This window comes from Streptomyces indicus, assembly GCF_900100315.1.
GTDB lineage: Bacteria > Actinomycetota > Actinomycetes > Streptomycetales > Streptomycetaceae > Streptomyces > Streptomyces indicus.
The window spans coordinates 158,026-181,795 of record NZ_FNFF01000008.1 but is presented as its reverse complement, the minus strand read 5'-3'; the positions used below and the strand labels follow the sequence as shown (position 1 = coordinate 181,795).

Here is a 23,770-nt window from a genome sequence, read left to right as displayed (position 1 = left end):
CCCCGGACCTGCGAGGAGTTCCGCAGATGACCGTCACGCGCACCGACGCGAGCACCGGCCCCGGCACCGGACCGAGCACCGGGCCCGGCACTGGCCCGAGCACCGGACCCGGCACTGGCCCGAGCACCGGGCCCGGCACTGGCCCGAGCACCGGGCCCGGCACTGGCCCGAGCACCGGGCCCGGCACCGGACCCGACGCCGCTCCGAGCCCGCCGACCGCCCCTTCCGAGGAGCCCCCTGATCCGGACGCCGAACGCCACCGCCTCACCGCGCTCACCGGCCTCGCGGCCCTGTCCCTCGACGCCCTGGCCTCCGTCGCGTACGGGCCCGAGGCCATCGTGCTCGTGCTCGCGGCGGCCGGCGGGTACGGGCTCGGGTTCACGCTGCCCGTGACGCTCGCGATCGCCGTGCTGCTCGCCGTACTCGTCGCCTCGTACCGGCAGGTCATCGCCGCGTTCCCGGACGGCGGCGGCTCGTACGCGGTGGCGCGGCGGCACCTCGGGCGGCGCGCGGGCCTGGTGGCGGCCGCCTCGCTCGTCCTCGACTACGTCCTGAACGTGGCCGTCGCCGTCACCGCCGGTGTCGCGGCGCTGACCTCCGCCTTCCCCGGCCTGTACGGGGAGCGGCTGCCGATCGCCCTGGGCGTGCTCGCCCTGATCACGCTGGTGAACCTGCGCGGCATCGTGGACTCGGCGCGGGTGTTCCTCGCCCCGGCCGCCGTGTTCGTGCTCGCGGTCCTCGCGCTGATCGCCGTGGGCCTCTTCCGCGACGGGCCCGTGTCGACGGCCACCGCCGAGGGCCACGCCTCCGTGCTGGCCGAGGACGCGACCACCGTCGGCGCCCTGCTCCTCCTCAAGGCCTTCGCGTCCGGCTGCTCCGCGCTCACCGGGGTCGAGGCGATCGCCAACGCGGTGCCGTCCTTCCGCGCTCCGCGGGCCCGGCGCGCCCAGCACGCGGAGCTCGCGCTCGGCGGGCTGCTCGGCCTGATGCTGATCGGTCTGGCCGTGCTGATCTCGCGCTTCGGGCTCCAGCCCGTCGAGGGCGTCACGGTCCTGGCCCAGCTCGCGGACGCCTCGCTCGGCCACAACTGGGCTTTCTACGTGGTCCAGTTCGCGACGATGCTGCTGCTCGCCCTGTCCGCGAACACCTCCTTCGGCGGGCTGCCGGTGCTGCTCAAGCTACTGGCGCGGGACAACTATCTGCCGCATGTGTTCGCCCTGAAGGCCGACCGCCAGGTGCACCGGCACGGCGTCCTCGCGCTCGCCCTCGTGGCGGCCGCGCTGCTCCTCTTCTCCGGCGGCGACACCAACACCCTCGTGCCGCTCTTCGCGATCGGCGTCTTCGTCGGCTTCACGCTCGCGCAGGCGGGCATGGTGCGGCACTGGCGCGCGGCGGGACAGGGCGCGAAGGCCCTGCTCAACGGGTTCGGCGCGCTGCTCACCGGCGTGAGTGCGGTGGTCGTGACCGCGACCAAGTTCCACGACGGCGCCTGGCTGATCGTGCTCGCCCTGCCGCTCTTGGTCACGGCCTTCGAAGCGGTCCACCGCGCGTACGCGAGGATCGGCGAGCGGCTCGCGCTCGGCCGGGTCCCCGCGCCCCCGCACCGCGACCGGTCCCTGGTGGTCGTCCCGGTCGGCAGCCTGTCGGAGCTGACCGGCGAGGCCCTGAACGCGGCCGTCTCGCTCGGCGACGAGGTCCGCGCCGTCACCGTCACGCACCCCGACCCCGAGGACCGCGAGGCGGCCGCGGGCCTGCGCCGGGACTGGGAGCTGTGGAACCCGGGCGTGGAGCTGGTCGAGCTGCTCTCGGAGCACCGCACGGTGGGCCGCCCCGTCGCCGCGTACGTGGCGAAGATCCACGCGTACCACCCGGGCACCCGCGTCACCGTGCTCATCCCCGAGGTGGAGCCCGAGAGGTACTGGCAGCGGCTGCTCCAGAACCAGCGGGGAGCGGTCATCGCGCATGCCGTGCGCCGGGAGACGGACGCGGTGGTGTGCCGGCTCCGGCTGCGCTGTCAACGACGCGTCAAGGCCTGTTAGCGAGCTGTCAAGGCCGCGGCCGGGCGCGTATGGGAGCCGTCAACGCGATCGGGAACGGCCGGAAACGCAGCTTTCCTCGAAGAGTCCGATCACTGATCTCACCGGAGTCCGGTCACCGGCCCACTCCTGGAGATCACTACTGAACCTGGAGCTTGCGATGGCCGATGTGGCCTTCGTCGTCACCACGCTCGCGGTCTTCGCGCTGGTGGCCCTCATCGCCAAGGGGGTGGCGAAGCTGTGAGCGCCGAGAACATCGTCGGTCTGATCGTGGCCGTCGCCCTCCTCGGATACCTGGTCCTCGCCCTGATCAAGCCGGAGAGGTTCTAGGTCACCGATATGAGTTCCGAACTCGCCGGTCTGCTCCAGCTGCTCGCGCTCATAGCGGCACTGGCGCTCGCCTACCGGCCCCTCGGCGACTACATGGCCCGGGTCTACTCCTCGGACAAGCACCTGCGCGTCGAGAAGTGGATCTACAAGGGCATAGGCGCCGACCCCGACGCGGAGATGCGCTGGACCGCCTATCTGCGGGGCGTCCTCGCCTTCTCCGCCGTCGGTGTCCTCTTCCTCTACCTGCTCCAGCGCGCCCAGGGCGTCCTGCCCGGCTCGCTCGGCTTCGTGGCGATCGACCCGGACCAGGCCTTCAACACGGCCGCCTCCTTCGTCGCCAACACCAACTGGCAGTCGTACTACGGCGAACAGGCCATGGGCCACGTGGTGCAGACCGGCGGCCTCGCGGTGCAGAACTTCGTCTCGGCGGCCGTGGGGATCGCCGTGGCGGTGGCGCTCGTACGGGGCTTCGCCCGCTCGCGGACCGGTGAACTGGGCAACTTCTGGGCCGACTTGGTGCGCGGTGTCGTACGGATCCTGCTCCCGCTCTCCGTCATCGGCGCGGTCGCCCTGGTGGCCTGCGGCGCGATCCAGAACTTCGCCGGGATCCACGAAGTCGGTCAGTTCATGGGCGGCTCGCAGCAGTGGAACGGCGGCGCGGTGGCCTCCCAGGAGGTCATCAAGGAGCTGGGCACGAACGGCGGCGGCTACTTCAACGCCAACTCCGCCCACCCCTTCGAGAACCCCAATGCCCTCTCGAACCTCTTCGAGATCTTCCTGATCCTGCTGATCCCGTTCGCGCTGACCCGCACCTTCGGCCGCATGGTCGGCTCCCTCAAGCAGGGGTACGCGATCCTCGGCACGATGGCCGGCATCTGGCTGCTGTTCACCGGTCTGATGCTGTGGACCGAATTCGCGGGCCACGGACCGGCGTTCGAGCTCGCCGGCGGGGCGATGGAAGGCAAGGAGACCCGTTTCGGCATCGCGGGCTCGGCCCTGTTCTCGGTGGCCACCACGCTCACCTCGACCGGCGCGGTCAACTCCTTCCACTCCTCCAACACCGGCTTCGGCGGCGGCATCGACCTCCTGGGCATGCAGCTCGGCGAGATCGCGCCCGGCGGTGTGGGCTCAGGGCTCTACGGCATGCTGATCATGGCGGTCATCGCGGTGTTCCTCGCGGGTCTCATGGTCGGCCGCACCCCGGAGTACCTGGGCAAGAAGATCGGCACCCGCGAGATCAAGTTCGCGGCCTGCTACATCCTGGTCACCCCGGCGCTCGTCCTCGGCTTCACCGCCGTCGCGATGGCCCTGCCCACGCCCGGCAACTCGATGACGAACGCGGGCGCGCACGGCTTCTCCGAGATCCTCTACGCGTACACCTCGGGCGCCAACAACAACGGCTCGGCCTTCGCCGGCCTGAACGCCGACACCCAGTGGTTCAACAGCACCATCGGCATCGCGATGCTGCTCGGCCGCTTCCTGCCCATGGTGTTCGTGCTCGCGCTCGCCGGATCGCTGGCCGAGCAGCAGCCCGTACCGGCCTCGGCAGGCACGCTCCGTACCGAAAAGCCCCTGTTCACCGGCCTGTTGATCGGCACGATCGTGATCATCACGGGTCTCACCTACTTCCCGGCCCTGGCCCTTGGCCCGCTCGCCGAAGGACTGGCGTCATGACGCTCCACGACACACACAAGGAAGCGCGGCCCACCCGCGCGCCCCACCAGGACACCCCGCCCGCTCCGAAGGAGCCCGGGAAGGTCGGCGGCGGCCTCTTCGACCCGAAGCAGCTGGTGAAGTCGCTGCCGGACGCGCTCCGCAAGCTGCACCCGCGGATCATGGTCAAGTCCCCGGTGATGTTCGTGGTGCTGATCGGCTCGGTGGTCACCACCGGGCTCGCGGTCACGGACCCCGGCGACTGGTTCGGCTGGGTCATCACGGCCTGGCTGTGGCTGACCGTGGTCTTCGCCAACCTGGCGGAGGCGGTCGCGGAGGGCCGCGGCAAGGCGCAGGCGGACACCTTGCGCAGGGCCAAGACGGACACGGTGGCGCGGCGGCTCACGACGGACGGCCGCTCGCGGGAGCGGCTCGCCGGGGCCACGGAGGAGCGCGTCCCGGGCACGGATCTGCGCGTCGGCGACCTCGTGGTCTGCGAGGCCGGCGATGTGATCCCCGGCGACGGTGACGTGGTCGAGGGCGTGGCCTCCGTGGACGAGTCCGCGATCACCGGCGAATCGGCCCCGGTCATCCGGGAGTCGGGCGGCGACCGGTCCGCGGTCACCGGCGGCACCAAGGTGCTCTCCGACCGCATCGTCATCAGGATCACCACGAAGCCCGGTGAGACCTTCATCGACCGGATGATCAACCTGGTCGAGGGCGCGGCCCGGCAGAAGACCCCCAACGAGATCGCCCTCAACATCCTCCTGGCGTCCCTCACGATCGTCTTCCTGCTGGCCGTGGTCACGCTCAAGCCCTTCGCGATCTACGCGGGCGCCGACGAGCAGACGTCGATGATCGTCCTGGCCGCGCTCCTGGTCTGCCTGATCCCGACCACGATCGGCGCGCTGCTCTCGGCGATCGGCATCGCGGGCATGGACCGGCTCGTGCAGCGCAACGTCCTCGCGATGTCCGGCCGGGCGGTCGAGGCGGCGGGCGATGTCTCCACCCTGCTGCTCGACAAGACGGGCACCATCACGCTCGGCAACCGGCAGGCCGCGGAGTTCGTGCCGGTGCGCGGCACCACGGCCGCCGAGGTGGCGGACGCGGCCCAGCTGTCCTCGCTCGCCGACGAGACCCCCGAGGGCCGCTCGGTCGTGGTCCTCGCCAAGGAGAAGTACGGCCTGCGGGAGCGGCACCAGGGCGAGCTGACCGGCGCCGAGTGGGTGCCGTTCACCGCGCAGACCCGCATGTCCGGTGTGGACGTGGACGGGCGCAAGGTCCGCAAGGGCGCGACCGGTTCGGTGATCGCCTGGGTCACCGAGCGCGGCGGCACGGTGGCCGAGGACGCCGCCGAGCTCTCGTACGCGATCTCGGAATCCGGCGGTACGCCGCTGCTCGTCGCGGTCGAGGACGGCGGGGGCGCCCGGGTGGTCGGCGTCATCCACCTCAAGGACGTGGTGAAGGAGGGCATGCGCGAGCGCTTCGACGAGCTGCGCCGGATGGGCATCAGGACGGTCATGATCACGGGCGACAACCCGCTGACCGCCAAGGCCATCGCCGAGGAGGCGGGCGTGGACGACTTCCTCGCCGAGGCCACCCCCGAGGACAAGATGGCGCTCATCAAGCGCGAGCAGGCCGGCGGCAAGCTGGTCGCGATGACCGGCGACGGCACCAACGACGCGCCCGCGCTCGCGCAGGCCGACGTGGGCGTGGCGATGAACACCGGCACCTCGGCGGCCAAGGAAGCCGGGAACATGGTCGACCTCGACTCCAACCCGACGAAGCTCATCGAGATCGTGGAGATCGGCAAGCAACTGCTCATCACACGCGGGGCGTTGACCACCTTCTCCATCGCCAACGACGTCGCGAAGTACTTCGCGATCATCCCCGCGATGTTCGCCGTGGCCTATCCGCAGCTCGATGCGCTCAACGTCATGCGGCTCAGCTCGCCCGAGTCCGCGATCCTGTCGGCGGTCGTCTTCAATGCGCTGATCATCGTCGCGCTCGTGCCCCTCGCCCTCAAGGGCGTGCGGTACAAGCCGACCAGCGCGGACCGGATGCTCCGCCGCAACCTCGGGATCTACGGGCTCGGCGGCCTGATCGCGCCGTTCATCGGCATCAAGCTCATCGACGTACTCCTCTCACTTCTCCCCGGGATCGGTGGCTGACCGCCATGCACAACTCCGTAGGAAACACAGCCCGGTTGCTCGGCGCCGCCCTGCGCGCCCTGCTCGTCCTGACCGTGGTCACCGGCGTGCTCTACCCGCTCGCCGTCACGGGCGTGGCCCAGGGGCTCTTCCCCGGCAAGGCGAACGGCTCCGAGATCGAGGACGCGAGCGGCAGGGTCGTCGGCTCCTCGCTGATCGGGCAGCGCTACGACCTGCCCCTGAAGAAGGGCGAGGAGACCCCGGCGCCCGACCTCAAGTGGTTCCAGCCGCGCCCCGCGAACGGCCTCGGCACCAACTCGGTGAACACGCAGTACGCGCTGATCCTGTCCGGCGCGACCAACCGCTCCGGCGAGGACGGCGCGCTCCACAACCCGAGGACGGGCAAGGCGTACTGCCCCGAGAAGCCGGCCGAGGGCACGCTCTGCGCGCAGGTCCTGGACGCGCGCGCGGCCGTGATCAAGGACAACTCCGTCCCCGGACACGAGGTGAAGCCGGCCGACATCCCCGCGGACGCCGTCACCTCCTCGGGCTCGGGCCTCGACCCGCACATCTCGCCCGCGTACGCGGAGCTCCAGGTGCGCCGGGTCGCCGAGAAGAACGGGCTTCCCGTGGCCCGCGTGGAGCGCCTTGTGCAAGAGCACACGGACGGGCGGATCCTCGGGTTCCTGGGGGAGCCGAGGGTCAACGTGCTCGAACTCAACGTGGCGCTGAGGGAGTTGGTGGCCGGGAAGTAGGGGCCGCGGGCTTCGGGGCTGCTTGGACGGCCCTCGTCGAGAAGTAGATCTACCCCTTGCGGAACATACCCGCAGGGGGTATATCTATGTCCGTCGCCAGGTACCCCAGGGGGGTATCTACCGCTCAGGCTTCGAGGAGGCTCCCATGTCCGCTTGCCACACCACCCCCGCCGCTTCCGCTGCCACCGCACCGGCCGCTGTCTCTGTTGAGGGCGCGACCGTCGTCTACAAGGTCGAGGGTGTCGGCAGCGCCCACTGCCAGGGCATCGTGCGCCAGGCCGTGGGGGCGCTGCCCCAAGTGGCCGCCGTATCCGTGGAGATCGGTACCGGCCTGGTCACCGTGACCCCGGCCGCCGTACCGGGCCGCGACCCCGCCGACCCTGCCGCCCTCACCGCCCTCGACGCACTCGTCGCCGAGGCCGTCGACGAGGCCGGCTACGAGTTCGCGGGCCGCGTGCCCGCCTGAGTCGCCCCCTCCCCTCTCCCTCAAGCGAGGCCAGCCATGTCAACCGTCCAACCCCGCCGCTGGTGGGCCCTAGCGGTCCTCGCGGCCGCCCAGTTCATGGTCATCATGGACACCTCGATCATCGGCGTCGCCCTGCCCGAGATGCAGCGCGACCTGGGCTTCTCGCCCGGTGATCTGCAATGGGTGTTCAACGCGTACGTCATCGCCTTCGGCGGACTGCTGCTGCTCGGCGGACGCCTCTCCGATCTCCTGGGCGCCCGGCGGGTGTTCACCGCGGGATGGGTGGTCCTGATCGCGGGCTCCGTGGTCGCGGCCGCCGCGCAGAGCGCCTGGGTCGAGGTCCTCGGGCGCGCGGTCCAGGGCGCGGGCGGAGCGCTCATCGCCCCCGCCTCCATGACCCTGCTCATGATCCTGTTCGCGCACGACCCGAAGGAGCTCGGCAAGGCCATGGCCCTGTACGGGGCCGCCGCCCCCGCGGGCGGCACGGCGGGTGTCTTCCTCGGCGGTGTGTTCACCGAGTGGCTGAGCTGGCCCTGGGTGTTCATCATCTACGTGCCGATCGGCCTCGCCACCCTCGCCGCCACCGGCCTGCTCCCGGCCGTCGCACCCCGCCGCGGAGGCGTGGACGTTCTCGGCGCGGTCACCGTCACCGCCGGTCTCGCCCTCGCCGTCTTCGCGGTCGTACGGGCCCCGGAGACCGGTTGGGGATCCGCCGAGACGCTGCTCGAACTGGCCGCCGCAGCAGTCCTGTTGGCGCTCTTCCTCGTCATCCAGAAGAAGTCCCGCGAGCCCCTGATGCCGCTCGGCATCTGGCGGGTCCCGCGCCTGGGCTCGGCCAACCTGGCGATGACGCTGCTCGGCGCCGCGTGGATCCCGATGTGGTACTTCCTCAACCTCTACCTCCAGCAGGTCCTCGGCTACGGTGCCTTCGCCTCCGGCGCGGCCCTGCTGCCCATGACCGGTCTGCTCATGGTCTTCATGACCGCCATCACCTCCCGGCTGCTCGGCCGCTTCGGCGCCAAGCCACTGATCGGCGGCGGACTGCTGGTCCTCGCGGCCGGACTGCTGTGGCTCTCGGCGGTGGAGCCCACCGGCACCTTCCTCGTCGACGTGCTGCCGGCCTCGCTGGTCGCGGCGCTCGGCATGTCCCTCGCGTACATCCCGGCGATGATGGCCGCCCTGTCCGGCGCCCCGCAGGAGCAGGCGGGCCTGGCCTCCGGCATCGTCAACACCACCTACCAGGTGGGCTCCGCGCTCGGCCTCGCCGCCCTCACGGCCCTGGCCACCACGCAGGGCGCCGACCGCCTCGGCGACCTGCCCGCCCTGACCGACGGCTTCAGCGCCGCCTTCCTCGCCGCCGCGGGCATCGCGGCCGCGGGCGCCCTGGCCACGTTCCTGTGGATGCGCGGCGAGCCGCGGGCCGCGGGCGCGGACGGTGCGCGGGAGGAGGTGACGGAGAAGACCGCCGCCTGAGCCCTGTACCGACGGCCGAGGGCCTGATCCGCACGCGGATCAGGCCCTCGGGTGCGTCTCGGCCGGGCTCACCCCAGCCGCTGGTCCATCCACTTCATCACCGGGCCGACCGCGAACAGCACGGTGGTCGCGTGCGTGCCGAGCGGCACCTTGCGGAAGGTGACCTGGGAGTTCTTGCGCGACCAGGTCTTGTGCAGCCGTACGACGTCCTCGTACGGGATCAACTCGTCGGCCGTGCCCTGGAACAGCAGCACCGGATGGTCCGGCACGGTCCGCCCCGGGTCGGAGGCCTCCAGGCGGGCCCGCCAGTCCGCGCGGTCGAAGAGCCGGCCGCCCGGGGCCGCCTTCGGGTCGACGAGGGTGTGCATCCGCCGCCCCTTCATCTCCTTCAGGATCTCGCCGGAGCAGCTGCCGCGGGCCAGGTCCGCCAGCCGCCGGCCCTCCGGGGTGAGGCTGCGGCCGAGGCCCAGCTGCGGATACGCGGCGTCGTGCCCGACGGCGGCCATCATCGCGAACCCGGCGCCGCCCTTGCCGTCGTTGTACGCGAAGGCCCGCTCCAGATCGGCCGGCACCCCGCCCGCAGCCGTGCCGCGCACCTTGAGCTCCGGCGCGTACGCGCGGTGCCGCTCGGCGGCCCAGGAGGCGGCGTGGCCGCCCTGCGAGTAGCCGACGATCCCGACGCCGGACCGCCCGGAGATGCCCAACTTCTGTGCCTGGGGCAGGCGTTGGGCGGCGCGTGCGGCGTCGAGCACCGCGTTCCCCTCGGCGGCCCCGACGAGATACGTGTGGTCGCCCGGGGTGCCGAGCCCCTCGTAATCCGTCAGCACGAAGCCCCAGCCGCGCCGCAGCCCCTTGTCGAACAGGAGCGACACCGCGGACAGGCGGCCCTTCGACGAGGCGCACTTGTCGGCGAGGCCCACCGTGCCCGGCGCGAACACGACCAGCGGGCGCGTCCCCGTGCGGCCGTCGTCCGGCACGATCACCGCGCCCGAGACCACGTTCGCCTTGCCGGTCGCGCCCGTGGAGCGGTACGTGATCCGCCAGGCCCGGGTCTTCTGCGTGAGCAGGCCCGGCAGCAGCCCGTACTGCGCGGGCTCGGCGCTCACCACGTCCCCGGGCCGCGCCGCAGGGCGCTCCTCGGCCCCGCCCGCCGGCGCGGCGCCGAGGGCGAGCACCCCGGCCAGCACCATCGCCCCGCACGCCCTTGCCCGGCGCACCCGCCATGCCTTGCGCATCCACGCTCCCTGAGTCCCGGACCCGCCCGGTGCGGACCTCCGACGGCGCTCATCCTGGCGGGAGGACACGTGCGTATCCGGGCAATGGGTGCGTGTCGTACCGAGTCGAACCTGAAGGAACTTTCAGGTCGTTTCAGCTTCTCTTCAGGCTCCCCGCGGCACCTTTGAGTCATCGCAACGAACGACACAGCAACGGAGGATCCGAGTCCATGAAGCGCAGCAACCTCGTCATCGCAGGCGTCGCCGTGGCCACCCTGGTCGCCGGCGGGAGCGCGTACGCCTTCGCCACGGGCACGGACACGAGCACGAACTCGGCCTCCTCGGCCGCCCGCGACGACAGCCGGGACGACGACCGCCGGGGTGCGCAGACCACCGTCAACTCGGCCGCGCAGGGCTCCGGCCCCTCGGCCGCGTCGGACTCCCGGCTCACCGCCGCCCAGGCGATAGACGCGGCCCTGAAGGCCCAGTCCGGCACCGTGGTCTCCGCCGACCTGGACGACGACTCCGACGACTCCCGGCACTCCCGCGACTGGACGGTCGAGGTGCTCGGCTCGGGCTCCACCTGGTACGAGATCGACGTCGACGCCAAGACCGGCAAGATCCTCTCCAAGGAGACCGAGCGCGACGACGATGACGACGTCCGCGAGGCCCGTGCGGCCCTGAAGGGCTCCACCGTCTCCGCCAAGCAGGCCGCCGAGATCGCCTCGGCCAAGGGCTTCGTCACCTCGGTCGACCTCGACGGCGACGACGACCGCGGTGCGCAGGCCTGGGACGTGGAGACCACGGACGACAAGGGCCAGGAGCGCGACTGGAACGTCGACCTCAAGTCCTCCCGTATCACCGAGGACCTGGACGACCGCGACGACCGGAACGGGCGTGATGACGCCGACGACCGGGACGACCGCGCGGACGACCGCGATGACAAGGACGACGCGGACGACCGTCACGACGACTGATCTCCGCTGCGGGCGCCTCTGCTGAACCCCGGGACGCCCCCCGTCCCTGCCCCCGTCCCCGCCCACCGCGCCGGGCTCCTTTCCCCCAGGAGCCCGGCGCGGTCGTGTGCCGTTTCCGGCCGGGATCGCAGGGAACCCGGCGGCGGGCAAGGAGAAAGCCCGAACGCCGGGAGGAACGCCGCCATGCCGCATCCGGAACCGACCAACACTCGGACCGTGGCGCCCACACAGCCCGACCACCCGATCCCGCACGACCCGCAAACCCCCGGACCGCACGACCCGCAAACCCCCGGACCGCCCGCCCCCGAACCGCCCGCCCCCGCATCCTCCGCAACCCCCGACACCGGCGAACCCACCCCCGACTTCCCCGCCCACAAGCAGCGCCCGCCCGGCCTGGAGCGGGACATGGACCCGCGCCCGCGCTTCCGTGCCAAGTCGTACAAGCCGGCCGGCAAGCTGCTCGGCAAGGCCGCGCTGATCACCGGCGGCGACTCCGGGATCGGCCGCGCGGTCGCGCTCATGTACGCGCGCGAGGGCGCGGACGTCGCGATCGTGCACCTGCCCGAGGAGCACCCCGACGCGGACGAGACCCGGCAGGCGATCGAGGAGACCGGCCGCAGCTGCCTGCTGTTGCCCGGCGACCTGTGCGACCCGGACTTCTGCCGGGACGCGGTGGCCCGTACGGTCGCGGAGTTCGGCAAGCTGAACATCCTCGTGAGCAACGCGGCGTATCTGAACAGCAAACTCGAGCTGGAGCAGTTGACGGCCGAGGAGTGGGACCGCACGTTCAAGACGAACGCGTACGCGTACTTCCACCTGTTCATGGCCGCGCTGCCGCACCTGAACAAGGGCGACGCGGTGATCGCCACGGCCACCGAGGAGGCCCTGAAGGGCTCCACCACGATGATGGACTACGCGGCCTCCAAGGCCGCGGTGATCACCTTCACCAAGTCCATCGCCCCGCACCTGGCGGCCCGCGGCATCCGCGCCAACGTCGTTGCGCCGGGCCCGACGTGGACGGTCCTGAACAACTCCGATCCGCACATGCCGAAGGAGGGCCTGGCCCACCTCGGCAGCGAGACCCCGCTGGGACGTCCCGCGCAGCCCGAGGAGATCGCGCCCGCGTACGTGTACCTCGCCTCGGAGGCGGACTCCGGCTTCACCGTCGGCGAGGTCATCGCCGTGACCGGAGGCGAGACGGACACCAGGTGAACGGCCCGTCCCACGGGCGACGGCCCCCGTGCCCGCGGGCGACGCCCCCCGTGCCCGCGGGCGACGCCCCCCGTGCCCGCGGGCGCGTCCCCATGCTCGCGGGTGCCGGTGTGAGCGGGCCGAGGGAAGGTACCCGCCCGGCATGTGCTCCGACCACACGGCCGGTCACCGCACCGGCCCGCCGCCCGGAACCGGAACCGACCCCACGCCCGGAACCGACCACCCACCCGGGATCGACCACACGCAGACGCCGGTCCTCGACGCCCTCGTCGCCTACCGCGACCGGCGCGAGTTCGGCTTCACCCCGCCGGGCCACAAGCGGGCCCGCGGGGTGGACCCGGATGTGCGGGCGGTCCTGGGCGACGCGGTCTTCTACGGGGACGTCCTCGCCTCGGGCGGCCTGGACGACCGCCGTACGCGATGGCGGGTCCTGGAGCGCGCCGAGCAGCTGATGGCCGACGCCGTGCACGCCGAGCACACCTACTTCTCCACCTGCGGCAGCTCCTTGTCGGTCAAGGCCGCCATGCTGACCGTCGCATCGCCCGGGGAGTCCCTGCTGATCAGCCGGGACGCCCACAAGTCGGTGGTGGCGGGCCTGATCCTGTCCGGCATCGAACCGGTCTGGCTGGAACCGCAGTGGGACGAGGAGCGGCATCTGGCCCACCCGCCCTCGGCCGACACGGTCGCCCGCGCCTTCGCCGCCCGCCCCGACGCCCGCGGCGTCCTGATCACCAGCCCCACCCCGTACGGAGCCGCCGCCGACCTGAACACCATCGCCGGGATCTGCCACCACCACGGCCGCCCGCTCATCGTGGACGAGGCCTGGGGCGCCCATCTGCCCTTCCACCCGGACCTGCCGGCCTGGGCGATGGACGCCGGCGCCGACGTCTGCGTCACGAGCATCCACAAGATGGGCAGCGGCCTGGAACAGGGCTCGGTGTTCCACCTCCAGGGCGACCTGATCGACCCGGCCGCCCTCGCCTCGCGCGCCGACCTGCTCGGCACCACCAGCCCGTCCGTCCTGATCTACGCGGGCATCGACGGCTGGCGCCGCCAGATGGTCCGGCACGGCCGTCAACTCCTGGGCGACGCCCTGGCCTTGGCCGCCACCACCCGGCAGGCCATCGAGACCGTCGACAGCCTGCACGTGGAGGACCGCGCCGACTTCTGCGGCCCCGGCCTCGCCCACGACTTCGACCCGCTGCCCACGGTCATCGACCTCGCGGAACCGGGCCTGACCGGCTACCGCGTGGCCGACTGGCTGCGCACCCACCACCGCGTCGACGTGCACCTGTCCGACCACCGCCGCATCGGCGCGCAGCTCACCCACGCCGACGACGAGGAGAGCACCGACCGGCTCGTCCTCGCCCTGCGCGACCTCGTCGAGCACGCCGAGGAGCTCCAGCCGCCGGAGAAGGTCGCCGTCCCGTCCTCCTCCGACCTGCGCCTGACGCAGGAAATCCCGCCCCGCGACGCCTACTTCGCCCGCACGGAGGACGTGGCGCTGCACCGCGCCCACGGCCGGATCGCCGCCGAGATGCTCACCCCGTATCCCCCGGGCATCCCGGTGGCCCTCCCCGGCGAACGCCTCACCGAACCGGTCCTGACCTACCTGCGCACCGGCATCGCGGCGGGCATGAACCTGCCGGACGCGGCGGATCCTTCGCTGCGGACGGTGCGGGTGGTGCGCGGGCGCTGACCGGGAGGGTTCACCCGTGGCCGGGTGCGCCGAGCACCTCCCGCGCCCACGCCACGCGCCGGGTCCCTGCCGGGTAGGGGAGCGCGGCGGCCACCGACGCGGCGCGCTCCAACTCGCCTTCGCCCGCCTTCGCGCCGGAGCTCACGCGCGGGCCCGCGCCCCGCTCCCCTGCCGCCCGTACGAGCGCCGCGCCGAGCGCGATCCGGGCCTCCACCTCGGCGAGGCGTTCGCCCGTGCGCTCGGCCCGTGCGACCTCCGCGCGGGCGAGGGTGAGCGCGGACTGCGGCTGTTCCAGGAGGAGTTCGGCCCAGGCCGCGAGGACCGGGGTCTGCTCCGCGTGCCCGTCGAGGGCCGCCGCCGCGTCCGCCGGACGGCCCGCGCGCAGGGCGAGTTCGGCCCGCGCCCGGCGTACCTCGTGCTCCGCCTGCCGGTCGCCGAGCGCCGCGGCGACCGTCCCCGCGCGGTCGAGGAGCGCGGCCGCCTCCGCGGTGTCGTCCAGGCGAAGCCGGACCAGGGCCAGGGTCGTCAGGGCGTACGGGAAGCACCAGGCGTCGTAGGCCTCCGCGCCCGCCACCGCCTGCACGGCCAGGTCGCGGGCCGGGCCGGGCTGCTCCAGCAGCAGGTGCAGCTCGGCGAGGTTGGCCCGCTCGAAGGCGGCCGCGGTCGGGTCGCCGGAGCGCTCCGCGAGGTCGAGGGCGCGGGTGCCGATGCCGACGGCCTCGTGCAGGCGTCCCGCGCGCCGGGCGTTCTCGCGCAGCGTGGACAGGACCGAGCCCAGGAGGGTCGGATCGCCGTACGCCTCGGCGGGGGCCAGGGCCCGGTCGCCGGCCTCGCGGGCCTCCTCGAAGCGGCCGTCGAGCCCGAGGTTGGCCGACTGGAGCGCGAACGCGCGGGCCGCGAGGCCCTGCCCGGCCGCCCCCGGTACGGCAGTCGAGGCGGCGAGCGCCTCGCGGGCCGCTTCGGTGCCCTCCGCGTAACGGCCCTGCACGCAGCGGATCAGGGACAGCGCGAGGTGGTGGCGGGCCGCCGGTTCGGGCGCGGTGTCCGCGGTCACCGGGTGCTCGCGCAGGATGCGCAGACCGGAGGCGGTGGCGCTGGTCTTGGCCAGGGTCTCGGCGAGCAGGGCCGCCGCGAGCACCGCGTCGTCGTGCGCGGCGCGCCGCTCGAACTCGGCGAGGGCGAGCCGCAGCGTGCCGGCCGCCTGCTCGAAGTGGCCCATCCGGCGCAGGACATGGGCGTGCGCGAGCCGGGCGCGGGCCGCGTCCACGTCGAGCCGGGCCACCAGGTCGCGGTAGTAGCGGTCGGCGGTGTCGTTGGCGTACAGGGCGGCGGCGCGCTCGGCGGCCCGGCGCAGATAGTCGGCCGCACGCGGGTCGTCGGCGCGCGTGAAGTGGGCGGCGAGGGTGTCCACGGCGTCGGGCCTGCGGCGCTGCACCGCCTGCGCGAAGGCGCCGTGCAGCTGCCGGCGGCGTACGGCCGAGAGGCTTTCGTAGCAGGTGAGGCGCACGAGCGGGTGCCGGAAGGCGAGGCCGGGCTGCTGTCTCCCGGAGACGACCACGGGCCGTTCCTCGATGAGCGCGGCGCCGATGGCCCGCTCCAGGGCCTCGGTCGCCGCGGCGCCCGTGACCGGCGGATGCAGCCCCTGGGCGGCCACGTCGAGCAGTTCGGAGGTGGCGGTCCGCGCGCCCGCCGCCGAGAGGGCTTCCACGATCCGGCGTGTGTCGTGGTCGAGCCGCGCGAGCCGCTCGGCCACCAACTGCCGTACGCCGTCGGGGGCCACGCTCCCGTACGGTGCGCCGTCCGCAGGAGTGCCGCTGTCGGCGCTGGAGTCGTCGCCGTCCGTACCGGTCGCGGCGTCCCGCGCCAGCTCCAGCGCGAACAGCGGGTTGCCGAGCGACAGGTCCCAGACCCGCCCGAGCCGTCCGTCGTCCACGGCTGCGGGCGCCGCCTCGCGCGCCACCGCCAGGCAGGCGTCCCGGTCAAGGCGCGGCACGGGCTCGACCACGGCGAGCCCCTGGCGGACGAGCGCCGCCAGATCCGCCCGCCGCGGATCGCTCTCGGGCAGCTCCTCCTCGCGGTACGTGACCAGGCACCGCCACCGCCCGCCCCCGGCCCGCCGCGCGAGATGACCGAGCAGCTGGTACGAGCCGGTGTCCGCTGCGTGCAGATCGTCCAGCACGAGCAACACCGGCTGCGCGGCGGCCAGTTCACCGAGCAGCCCGGCCGTGGCGCGGAACAGCCGGTCACGCTCCTGCTCGGGGCTGCGCTCACCGACCGCGGGCACCTGCCCCAACGAGGGCAGGAACGCTGCGAGTTCGGGATACTCGGCGCCCGCCCGGGCCCACTCGGCCACGCTCCGCTCGGCCAGCCACCCGTCGAGCGCCTCCGCGAACACCCCGTACGGCGTGTGCCCCTCCGCGTCGTGCCCCGCGCCCCACAGCACCACCGTGCCCGCCGCGACCGCCCGCCGTGCGGCCTCGCCCGCGAGCCGGGTCTTGCCCACGCCCGCCTCGCCCGTGAGCAGCCGTACCGGCGGTCCGTCGTCGGAGAGCAGCCGGGCCAGTTCCGCGTCGCGGCCGTGCAGCCGGGCCGTCCGGATGCCCCGCAGCGGCGCCGGCAGGGTCGGCGGCAGGTCCGCGGCGAGCGCGGCCGGTGCCGCGAGGGCCGCCCGGTGCAGCCGCTCCGTATCGGGCCCGGGCCGCGCCCCGAGTTCGGCGTCGAGCGCCTCGCGGCACAGGTGGTACTGGCGCACGGCCCGGCGCCGCAGCCCCTGCCGTACGTAGGCGTCGATGAGCACCTGGTGGGCGAGCTCCTCGGCCGGGCTCGCGGCGAGGACCTGCTCGGCCGCGGCGGCGGCCTCGGCGGGTGAACCCTGCGCCATGTGGGCCGCGGCGAGCGCGAGCAGCACCTCCTCGCGCAGGGCCGCGAGCCGGTCGCGGCGGGCCGCTGCCCAGTGCGCGTAGCGGTCCTCGGGCAGCAGCTCGCCGGTGAACTGCCGTAGTACGGAGTCGAGTTCGCCGATCCGCCGGGCGTCGCGGCCTTCGGTCTGCCCGCTGTCGAGCGCCGTACGTGCCGCGGCCTCGACGTGGTCGGCGTCGATCCACACGGTCGCCGGGTCCAGGAGTAGGAAGGCCCCGTCGGAGATCAGATACGAGGAGGCCGCGCGCGGGGCGAGTTCGGGTTCGAGGGCGCGGCGTGCGGCGTGCAGGGCGACCCGGAGGCTGCCGGTGGCGGAGTGCTGGTCGGCGTCGGGCCAGCACAGGGCCATGGCCTGCTCGCGGTGGAGGCGGTGGCCCGGGGTGACGGCGAGCAGCTTCACCAGGGCCTGGGCGCTGGGGCGCGGCCACCGCTCGGGCGTGGCGGGACCTGCTTCCCGTATCGCCCGAAAACCACCCATGAGGTGCAGACGCAGCAGGGGAGCGGTGGCACCGCCGCCTGCTGTCTGTCGTGCGTCCATGAGGGCGCCAGGTTAACCGAGCAGGCCGAAGGCCCCCGGGACGCACCCGGGGGCCTGCGGCCTGCTGACTCAGGCGGCGCTCACGACAGCGTGTACGTCGTCATCTGGTGGATCGCGTTGTTCAGGGACAGCACCCCGCCGCCGAGGAGCTCGGCCGCGCGGTTGACGCCGTAGTCGTCGAAGTTGAGCGAGACCACGTCGTCCACGCCGTCGCCGTCGAGGTCGTCGGCGAGGTAGGCGCGGCCGCCCATGAGGGTGGCGCCGCCGATGCCCGACTGGAACACCTGGCCGTTGGTGAGCTGGTACGGGTCGTACGCCACCACACCGGCCTCGGTGCCGCCGACCACCAGCTTGCGGCCGCCGGGCCCGGTCGCGAAGTCCGCGGTGCGCAGGCTGGCGAGCACCGAGCTGCGGGTCTCCGCGCCGCCCGCGCCGAAGCCCCGGAAGGTGCCGAAGCTGATCGCGTACAGAGGGCTGTCCGCGCCCTCCTCGTCGAGGAAGAAGTTCCCGTGCGACCAGGGGCTGCCGGTCTTCGCCGTGTGCAGCACCTCGCCGGTGCGGCCGTCGCGGATCTCGACGAGGACGCTCGGCGAGGCGGTGCTGAGGTCACCCGAGACGGTCGGGTCGGTCAGCGCCACCCAGGTGTGCACCACCGCGTGGCCGTCCGCGTACGGGATCTTCGGCGAGGCGAAGACCCCGTGGTCGAGCACGACGCCGTGCAGCTTCCCGTCCACGGCGCTGGCCGGTGCCTTCGGCTCGGCGTCCCACTCCACCTCGCCGGTGGCGCCGTCGAGCGCCGCGCCGCCCACCACGGCGTCGTCCGCGAAGAGCGCGTTCCTGGTCGTGTACTGGGTGTGCACCCGGCCGTCCGCGACCACGGTGTCGGCGAACACGACGTCGGTGCGGTCGGTGGGCGCCTCGTACGTCCACAGGCTCTCGCCGGAGCCCGTGTAGACCCGCAGCGCGTCCGTCGGCACGAGGATCTCGTCCTTGCCGCCGCCGTCCACGTCGGCCACGGTCACCGAGCGCACGTACTGGCCGCCCCCGTCGATCGTCCTCAGGACCCTGCCGGTGGCGCCGTCCAGGACCACCGTGGCGTGGTCGGCCGCGACGATCACCTCGGGCCGGGCGTCCCCGGCGACGTCACCGGTCGCGATGTTCCGTACCGCACCGCCCACTTGGGCCTTCCACAGCTGCTCCGGCCCGCCGCCCTTCACCAGCGACGGACCCGACCAGGCCCACACCCCGGTCGACGAGCCGCCGGCGACCACGTCCGGCTTCCCGTCCGCGTTCAGGTCGGCGGTGGCTCCGTAGTTCAAGTCGCCCTGGAGCGCGGTGAGTTCCTTGCGCTTGCCGCCGCCCAGGGTGAAAGTGCGGATGTTCTGCGCCTGGTCGATCACGCGGACCAGGTCGTCCCCGCCCGCGCGCAGGATCTCGTGGTGCAGCGGCGAGGCGTCGGTGCCGCGCTGCTGCCAGGCGATCTGCCCGTTGCCGCGGAACACGGTGAGCGCGCCGTAGAGCCGGCCCGCCGGGTTGGCCGCGTTGTCCACGTCCCGGTCGTCCTGCGCCGAGGCGACCAGCCTGCCGCCGACGGCCTCCAGGTCCCAGAAGCTGGGCCCGTCCCCGGTGTTGTGCGCGTCCCGCTTCACCGTGTGCGTCCACGCGACGCGCGCGCCGTCCTTGCCGTCGAGCACCCGGAGCGTGGCGGAGTTGAGATAGAGGTACGCGTCGAGGGTGGACTCGGCGACCACGTACTCGGCGCCCGCGGTGCCGGCCGCCTCGCCCACCGTCATGGCGGTGGGCAGCGCGTTGACCCGGCTGTCGAGGGTGGTCCGTGCGCCGTCCGCCGGGTCGTACGCGACGACCTCGTACCGCACGGCGTCGTTGACGTCGGCCTGCTCCAGGGCGACGACGCGGCCGCGCGCGGCGTCCAGGTGGAGCTGCCGCCCGTACAGGTCGCTCCCCTTGCTCCACAGCACCGAGCCGTCGGCGGTGTCGAGCGCGAGGGTGGTGCCGTGCGCGGCGACCCCGTTGGCCTTCCGCAGGTTCCACGACACGGCGACCTTGCCGCCGCCGAGCTCCACGAGCCCGCCCCAGGTCGCGGCCCGCGTCTCGCCGGTGTCGTACGTCCAGGTCTTCGACGGCGTCAACTTCCCGTCGGCGTAGGCGAATCGGAGGCCGGTGAGCTGCGCGGTCGCGGTCGCCGGCGCACCGCCCTGGCTGAGGCGCGGCGCGTCCGCGACCAGCAGCGTCCCGTCCACGACCTTCACCATGGAGGCGTACGGGTAGAGCTTGGACCACAGCGTGCTGCCGGTCCGCCCGTCGAGCACCGTCACGAAGGTGCCGCTGGAGAGCGGCGAACCCGGTGAAGTGAACGGCCGGTACGGGGAGTTGCCGACCGCGGCCGAGAACACGAGGTCCGGCGTGCCGTCCCCGGTCAGGTCCCCGGTGTCGTACCCCTGGTCGGAGGCGGGTGTGAACGGGCTCGCGGCGTTGTAGCCCATGAGGATCCGCGCCGGATACGGCTCCTGCTGCCACGGCCGCACCGGCTTGACCTGCCAGTCCGCGTACAGCGAGGCGTTGCTGCGGGCCCAGGCGGTGGTGCCGTCGGGCTCGTGCAGCTGGATGTTCCCCAGGCTGTGGACGGTGAAGTACCGGCCGCCGCCGGCGGGCACGGTGGCGCCGGCGCCGCGTACGCCTTCGAGCGTGGACTTGGCGGTGAACGTCACCGGGCCGTCGGTCGTCGTGTCGTCGGCCGAGGTGGTGGCGTCCGTGGGTGCGTCGGCGGCCGCCTTCTCAGGGGTGGCGGCGGCCGCCGACGCGTCGCCGTACACATCGACACCGATGCGGTCGGCGAGCTTCTCGGCCTGGGCGGCCGTCAGCTTCATCACGGCGCTGTCGTCGCCCTCGGCCGCGAGGGCGTACGGCGCGGCGGTGAGCGTGAGCCCGGCCGCGACGAGCGCGGAGGCGAGTCGAAGACCCTTGCTTGACCTGCGAGTTGTGGACATCACTTGGCTCCCTGCGCGATACGGACCGCCGAACCGTTGCCGAGGACGGCCTGGTCGAACGAGTACAGGAGGGCGTCGGAACCGGCCTGGTCCTCGATGCCGACGGTGGCGCCCGAACCGGCGCCCGGTACGGACTGGTACTGGAAGGTGAAACCGCCCGAGGCCTCGTCGAAGACGGCCTCGAAGCTCACGCGGGCGCCGCTCGCCACGACGACGGCGTTGTTCCACACGACCGCGAACTTCCGGGCGCCCGGCTGGCCCGTGGTGGCCGTCTGCACGCTCGACTTCCGGTCGAGGGTGAGGTCGTCCCAGTACGGGGCGACGATGCCGTTCGGCTTCTCGGCGGCCGGCAGCGCGGTGTTGGCGTAGTCCCCGAGGCGCGGCTCCAGGAAGTTGACAAGGCCGTTGGTGGTGACGGACGCGCTGGTGTACTCGACCCCGTACAGGCTCACGGGGAACGGCAGTTGAACGGTCTTCGCGTCCTCGTCCCCGCTGAGCGCGACCGTGCCGGTGCCCTTGATCCAGGCGTACGCGGCCGGGGCGCAGCTGTTGCCGAAGCGGTCGGCGCGGGCCGGGAGCCGGACCGTGCGCGCCTCGGCGCCGTCCACCGTCAGCTCCGTGCGCGCGACGCCGTTGCAGAGCACCGGCGCGGCGGGCGTCACCGTGAGCGTGTAGCCGCCCTCGGCGACCTCCGGCAGGGTGAACGTGCCGTCGCCGGCCGTGCGCACCTTCGCCACCGGGGTGCCGGTGACCTCGACGGCGGCTCCGGCGAGGGGCTTGCCCGTCACGTCGAGGACGGTGCCGGTGACGGCATGGCGCGCGACCGGGTCCAGTGCGAGGTCCTGCACCAGCGGCTGCCCGGTGGTGAGTTCGACGCCCTCGACGGTCCGCGTGGCGTATCCGTAGCCGCCGAGCGTGAAGTCGTACGTGCCCGGCGCGAGCGGAACGCGGTACGTGCCGTCGGCGCCGGTCGTGACGGTCCGGGTGCCGGACGCGCCGTTCACGGCCTTGACCGTGATGCCCGGCAGTGCGGCCCCGGTGGCCTTGTCCGTCACGCGCCCGGAGACGGTCGCGGCGGTGTGCGGGGCCTTGTCGACCGAGGCGAGGATGTCGAGCCGGCCCTCGCCCCACACGTTGTTGGCCGCGGCGGTGCCGCCGCAGTGGGTGTCGTCCACGTCGTGGGCGCCCTGGTTCAGGAGCGCGCGGGTGGCATCGATGTCACCGATGAGCGAGGGGGCGGCGGACCAGAGCAGGGCGGCGGCGCCGGAGACGTGCGGCGCGGCCATCGACGTGCCGCTGCTGGCGCGGTAGGTCGAACCGGGCCAGGTGGAGCGGACGTCGACGCCCGGCGCGGAGATGTTCGGCTTCATCGACCCGTCCACCTTCGACGGCCCGAACCCGGAGAACGAGGCGATCGCACCGTTGCTGTCGTACGCGCCCACGCCGTAGGACGGCGCCTGCGCGCCCGGGGCCTCGGCCGTGGAGCAGGTCGTGCCGTCGCCCGCGTTGCCCGCGGCGAAGACCTCGAAGATCCCGGCGGCGTTCCAGGCCTCGACGATGTCCTGGTAGAAGGTGGTGTTGCCGCCCGCCCAGGAGTTGTTGACGATGTGCGGCGCCAGATCGGGACGCGGGTTCTGCCCGTTGCGGTCCGTCGGCGCGAGGATCCACTGCCCGGCCGCGAGCAGCGAGGCGTCCGAGCACTCCCGTGCCTCACAGCCCTTGGCGGCGATCCAGGTGGCGCCGGGCGCGACTCCGTACCCGTTCGCGCCGGCCATGGTGCCCATGGTGTGCGTGCCGTGCCCGTTGTTGTCGCAGGGGACACCGGCCGTCGGGCACTGCCCGGTCGGATCGAACCAGTTGTAGTCGTGCTCGAACCTCCCGTCGCCCTTGTTGCCGCGGTAGTTGGCGACCAGATCCGGGTGGTCGAACTGCACACCGGAGTCGATGTTGGCGATGACGATGCCCTCGCCGCGGTTCTCGTACTGCTCCCAGACCTGATCGGCCTTGATGTCGGCGACGCCCCACTGGGGGGTGGCGGCCGCGGCGACCGTGCCGCCCTGCTGCTCCACCTCGTCCAGCGCGTACCGTCGCTCCTTCACCAGCCGGGCCACATCGGAGCGCGCGGCGAGCTTCGCGGCCAGCTCGGCGTCCCCCTCGACCCGTACGACATCGGCGATCCAGAAGTCCTGGTGGCCGACCTTCTCCTTGTCCAGGAAGGAGACCAGGGACCGCTGGTTCTGCCGCGCGTGCTCACGCAGCGCGTCGTACGCGGCCTCGGCCTTCGCGCCGTGCGCCTTCCTGCCGCGCGCACCGGCCAAGTCGGCCTCGCCGCCGTCGAGCACGACGAAGAAGGCGGCCTCACCCCCGTCCTCCAGCGCACGCGCCAGCGCGGCGTCGACCTTGGGGCTGCCGCCCCCGGTCCGCGCACTGTCCTCGGCGGCAGCGGACGGAGGACTCATCAACAGGGCGGCCGCCGCGGACAGCGACACCACCGCCCACACGCCACGGCTGCGTCGCCGGGCCGGTCTTGGCACGTGCATCGAAGGGCTCCTCAAGGGAGGGATCGGGGGAGCCCGGACGCTAGAACCGCGCCGTTACTCGGGCATTACTGCACCGCTCCCGCCTGCCCGGAAATTGCTGCGCACGCTGTCGGCGGCCGCGACTACGGTGCAGCCACCGGTGGTTGCCGACCACCCGGACGTACCCGGACGCACAGGGGAGCCCATGACCACACTCGAGAACCGTCCCGCGACCGCACTCCTCGTCATCGACGTACAGAACGGTGTCGTCGGTGAGGCCCACGACCGCGACGCGGTGATCGCCCGCATCGGCGAACTGGTCGACCGGGCCCGCGCGGAGTCCACCCCGGTGCTCTGGATCCGCCACTCCGACACGAACCTCGCCCACGGCAGCGAGGACTGGCAGCTCGTCCCTGAGCTCGAACCCGCCCCGGACGAACGGATCGTCGAGAAGAACTACTGGGACTCCTTCGAGGCCACCACACTCGAGTCCGCCCTCGCAGAGCTCCATGTCGGCCGCCTGATCCTCACCGGCGCCGAGACCGATGCATGCATCCGCTCGACCCTGCACGGCGCCTTGACCCGCGGCTACGACACCACCCTGGTGTCCGACGCCCACACCACCTCGGACAAATCCTCCTGGGGCGCCCCGGCCCCGGAGTCGGTCATCGCACACACGAACCTGTACTGGACGTACCAGACGGCACCGGGGCGCACGGCGGGCACGGTGCCGGCGAAGGACGTGGATTTCACGGCCGGTTGATCCTCCCGCTGCCTGGCACATCAGTTCAGTCAGTGACTCTCAAGGCGGTTGATCACGT

General features: G+C 72.9%; 15 protein-coding genes. 11 read left to right on the top strand and 4 right to left on the bottom strand.

Annotation, left to right across the window (positions count from 1 at the left end):
- The first annotated feature begins 26 nt into the window (after positions 1 to 26).
- From BLT97_RS20975 to BLT97_RS20940, 7 genes are all read left to right on the top strand, one after another.
- Positions 27 to 2,039, top strand: coding sequence for an APC family permease (locus BLT97_RS20975; protein WP_093612533.1), 2,013 nt, complete (start codon positions 27 to 29; stop codon positions 2,037 to 2,039).
- Between the two features lie 237 nt (positions 2,040 to 2,276).
- Complete coding sequence (gene kdpF, locus BLT97_RS20965) at positions 2,277 to 2,366, top strand: K(+)-transporting ATPase subunit F (protein WP_093612529.1); 90 nt, start codon at positions 2,277 to 2,279, stop codon at positions 2,364 to 2,366.
- A gap of 9 nt (positions 2,367 to 2,375) precedes the next feature.
- Positions 2,376 to 4,040 (top strand): potassium-transporting ATPase subunit KdpA, encoded by a 1,665-nt coding sequence (gene kdpA / locus BLT97_RS20960; RefSeq protein WP_093612527.1) that lies wholly within the window; start codon positions 2,376 to 2,378, stop codon positions 4,038 to 4,040.
- Entirely contained in the window at positions 4,037 to 6,190 is a 2,154-nt protein-coding gene (kdpB, locus tag BLT97_RS20955; RefSeq protein WP_093612525.1) for a potassium-transporting ATPase subunit KdpB, read from the top strand. Before kdpA ends, kdpB begins: the two co-directional genes overlap by 4 nt.
- Positions 6,191 to 6,195: 5 nt before the next feature.
- Positions 6,196 to 6,924, top strand: a complete 729-nt coding sequence (locus BLT97_RS20950) for a potassium-transporting ATPase subunit C (RefSeq protein WP_093612523.1) — start codon at positions 6,196 to 6,198, stop codon at positions 6,922 to 6,924.
- A gap of 145 nt (positions 6,925 to 7,069) precedes the next feature.
- Entirely contained in the window at positions 7,070 to 7,390 is a 321-nt protein-coding gene (locus tag BLT97_RS20945; protein ID WP_093612521.1) for a heavy-metal-associated domain-containing protein, read from the top strand.
- A gap of 36 nt (positions 7,391 to 7,426) precedes the next feature.
- Positions 7,427 to 8,863: an MFS transporter gene (locus BLT97_RS20940; protein ID WP_093612519.1), complete on the top strand. Its 1,437-nt coding sequence runs from the start codon at positions 7,427 to 7,429 to the stop codon at positions 8,861 to 8,863.
- Between the two features lie 68 nt (positions 8,864 to 8,931).
- On the opposite strand, the gene BLT97_RS20935 is transcribed toward BLT97_RS20940, so the two are convergent.
- Complete coding sequence (locus tag BLT97_RS20935; protein ID WP_093612759.1) at positions 8,932 to 10,098, bottom strand: lipase family protein; 1,167 nt, start codon at positions 10,096 to 10,098, stop codon at positions 8,932 to 8,934.
- Positions 10,099 to 10,307: 209 nt separating this feature from the next.
- On the opposite strand from BLT97_RS20935, the gene BLT97_RS20930 reads away from it, so the two are divergent.
- The 3 genes from BLT97_RS20930 to BLT97_RS20920 all read left to right on the top strand — a co-directional run bounded on the left by BLT97_RS20930 (position 10,308) and on the right by BLT97_RS20920 (position 13,965).
- Entirely contained in the window at positions 10,308 to 11,054 is a 747-nt protein-coding gene (locus BLT97_RS20930) for a PepSY domain-containing protein (RefSeq protein WP_176953850.1), read from the top strand.
- A 393-nt stretch (positions 11,055 to 11,447) separates the two neighbouring features.
- Positions 11,448 to 12,266, top strand: a complete 819-nt coding sequence (locus tag BLT97_RS20925; RefSeq protein ID WP_245769457.1) for an SDR family oxidoreductase — start codon at positions 11,448 to 11,450, stop codon at positions 12,264 to 12,266.
- 142 nt (positions 12,267 to 12,408) lie between these two features.
- Complete coding sequence (locus BLT97_RS20920; protein ID WP_093612515.1) at positions 12,409 to 13,965, top strand: aminotransferase class I/II-fold pyridoxal phosphate-dependent enzyme; 1,557 nt, start codon at positions 12,409 to 12,411, stop codon at positions 13,963 to 13,965.
- A 10-nt stretch (positions 13,966 to 13,975) separates the two neighbouring features.
- Here the strand turns inward: BLT97_RS20920 and BLT97_RS20915 are convergent, their stop codons facing one another.
- From BLT97_RS20915 to BLT97_RS20905, 3 genes are all read right to left on the bottom strand, one after another.
- Positions 13,976 to 17,422, bottom strand: a complete 3,447-nt coding sequence (locus BLT97_RS20915) for an ATP-binding protein (protein ID WP_093612513.1) — start codon at positions 17,420 to 17,422, stop codon at positions 13,976 to 13,978.
- An 80-nt stretch (positions 17,423 to 17,502) separates the two neighbouring features.
- Entirely contained in the window at positions 17,503 to 20,430 is a 2,928-nt protein-coding gene (locus BLT97_RS20910) for a hypothetical protein (protein ID WP_093612511.1), read from the bottom strand.
- A complete protein-coding gene (locus BLT97_RS20905; protein WP_093612509.1) occupies positions 20,430 to 22,970 on the bottom strand; it encodes a S8 family serine peptidase in 2,541 nt (846 codons plus the stop codon). Before BLT97_RS20905 ends, BLT97_RS20910 begins: the two co-directional genes overlap by 1 nt.
- Positions 22,971 to 23,154: 184 nt before the next feature.
- On the opposite strand from BLT97_RS20905, the gene BLT97_RS20900 reads away from it, so the two are divergent.
- A complete protein-coding gene (locus tag BLT97_RS20900; RefSeq protein ID WP_093612508.1) occupies positions 23,155 to 23,712 on the top strand; it encodes an isochorismatase family protein in 558 nt (185 codons plus the stop codon).
- Positions 23,713 to 23,770: the final 58 nt, after the last annotated feature.

Excerpts from the sequence above, each read along its gene's own strand:
- BLT97_RS20975 (WP_093612533.1), top strand. The coding sequence starts at position 27 with ATGACCGTCACGCGCACCGACGCGAGCACCGGCCCCGGCACCGGACCG.
- kdpA (WP_093612527.1), top strand. The coding sequence starts at position 2,376 with ATGAGTTCCGAACTCGCCGGTCTGCTCCAGCTGCTCGCGCTCATAGCG.
- kdpB (WP_093612525.1), top strand. The coding sequence starts at position 4,037 with ATGACGCTCCACGACACACACAAGGAAGCGCGGCCCACCCGCGCGCCC.
- BLT97_RS20950 (WP_093612523.1), top strand. The coding sequence starts at position 6,196 with ATGCACAACTCCGTAGGAAACACAGCCCGGTTGCTCGGCGCCGCCCTG.
- BLT97_RS20945 (WP_093612521.1), top strand. The coding sequence starts at position 7,070 with ATGTCCGCTTGCCACACCACCCCCGCCGCTTCCGCTGCCACCGCACCG.
- BLT97_RS20940 (WP_093612519.1), top strand. The coding sequence starts at position 7,427 with ATGTCAACCGTCCAACCCCGCCGCTGGTGGGCCCTAGCGGTCCTCGCG.
- BLT97_RS20935 (WP_093612759.1), bottom strand. The coding sequence starts at position 10,098 with ATGCGCAAGGCATGGCGGGTGCGCCGGGCAAGGGCGTGCGGGGCGATG.
- BLT97_RS20930 (WP_176953850.1), top strand. The coding sequence starts at position 10,308 with ATGAAGCGCAGCAACCTCGTCATCGCAGGCGTCGCCGTGGCCACCCTG.
- BLT97_RS20920 (WP_093612515.1), top strand. The coding sequence starts at position 12,409 with ATGTGCTCCGACCACACGGCCGGTCACCGCACCGGCCCGCCGCCCGGA.
- BLT97_RS20915 (WP_093612513.1), bottom strand. The coding sequence starts at position 17,422 with ATGGACGCACGACAGACAGCAGGCGGCGGTGCCACCGCTCCCCTGCTG.
- BLT97_RS20910 (WP_093612511.1), bottom strand. The coding sequence starts at position 20,430 with ATGTCCACAACTCGCAGGTCAAGCAAGGGTCTTCGACTCGCCTCCGCG.
- BLT97_RS20905 (WP_093612509.1), bottom strand. The coding sequence starts at position 22,970 with ATGCACGTGCCAAGACCGGCCCGGCGACGCAGCCGTGGCGTGTGGGCG.
- BLT97_RS20900 (WP_093612508.1), top strand. The coding sequence starts at position 23,155 with ATGACCACACTCGAGAACCGTCCCGCGACCGCACTCCTCGTCATCGAC.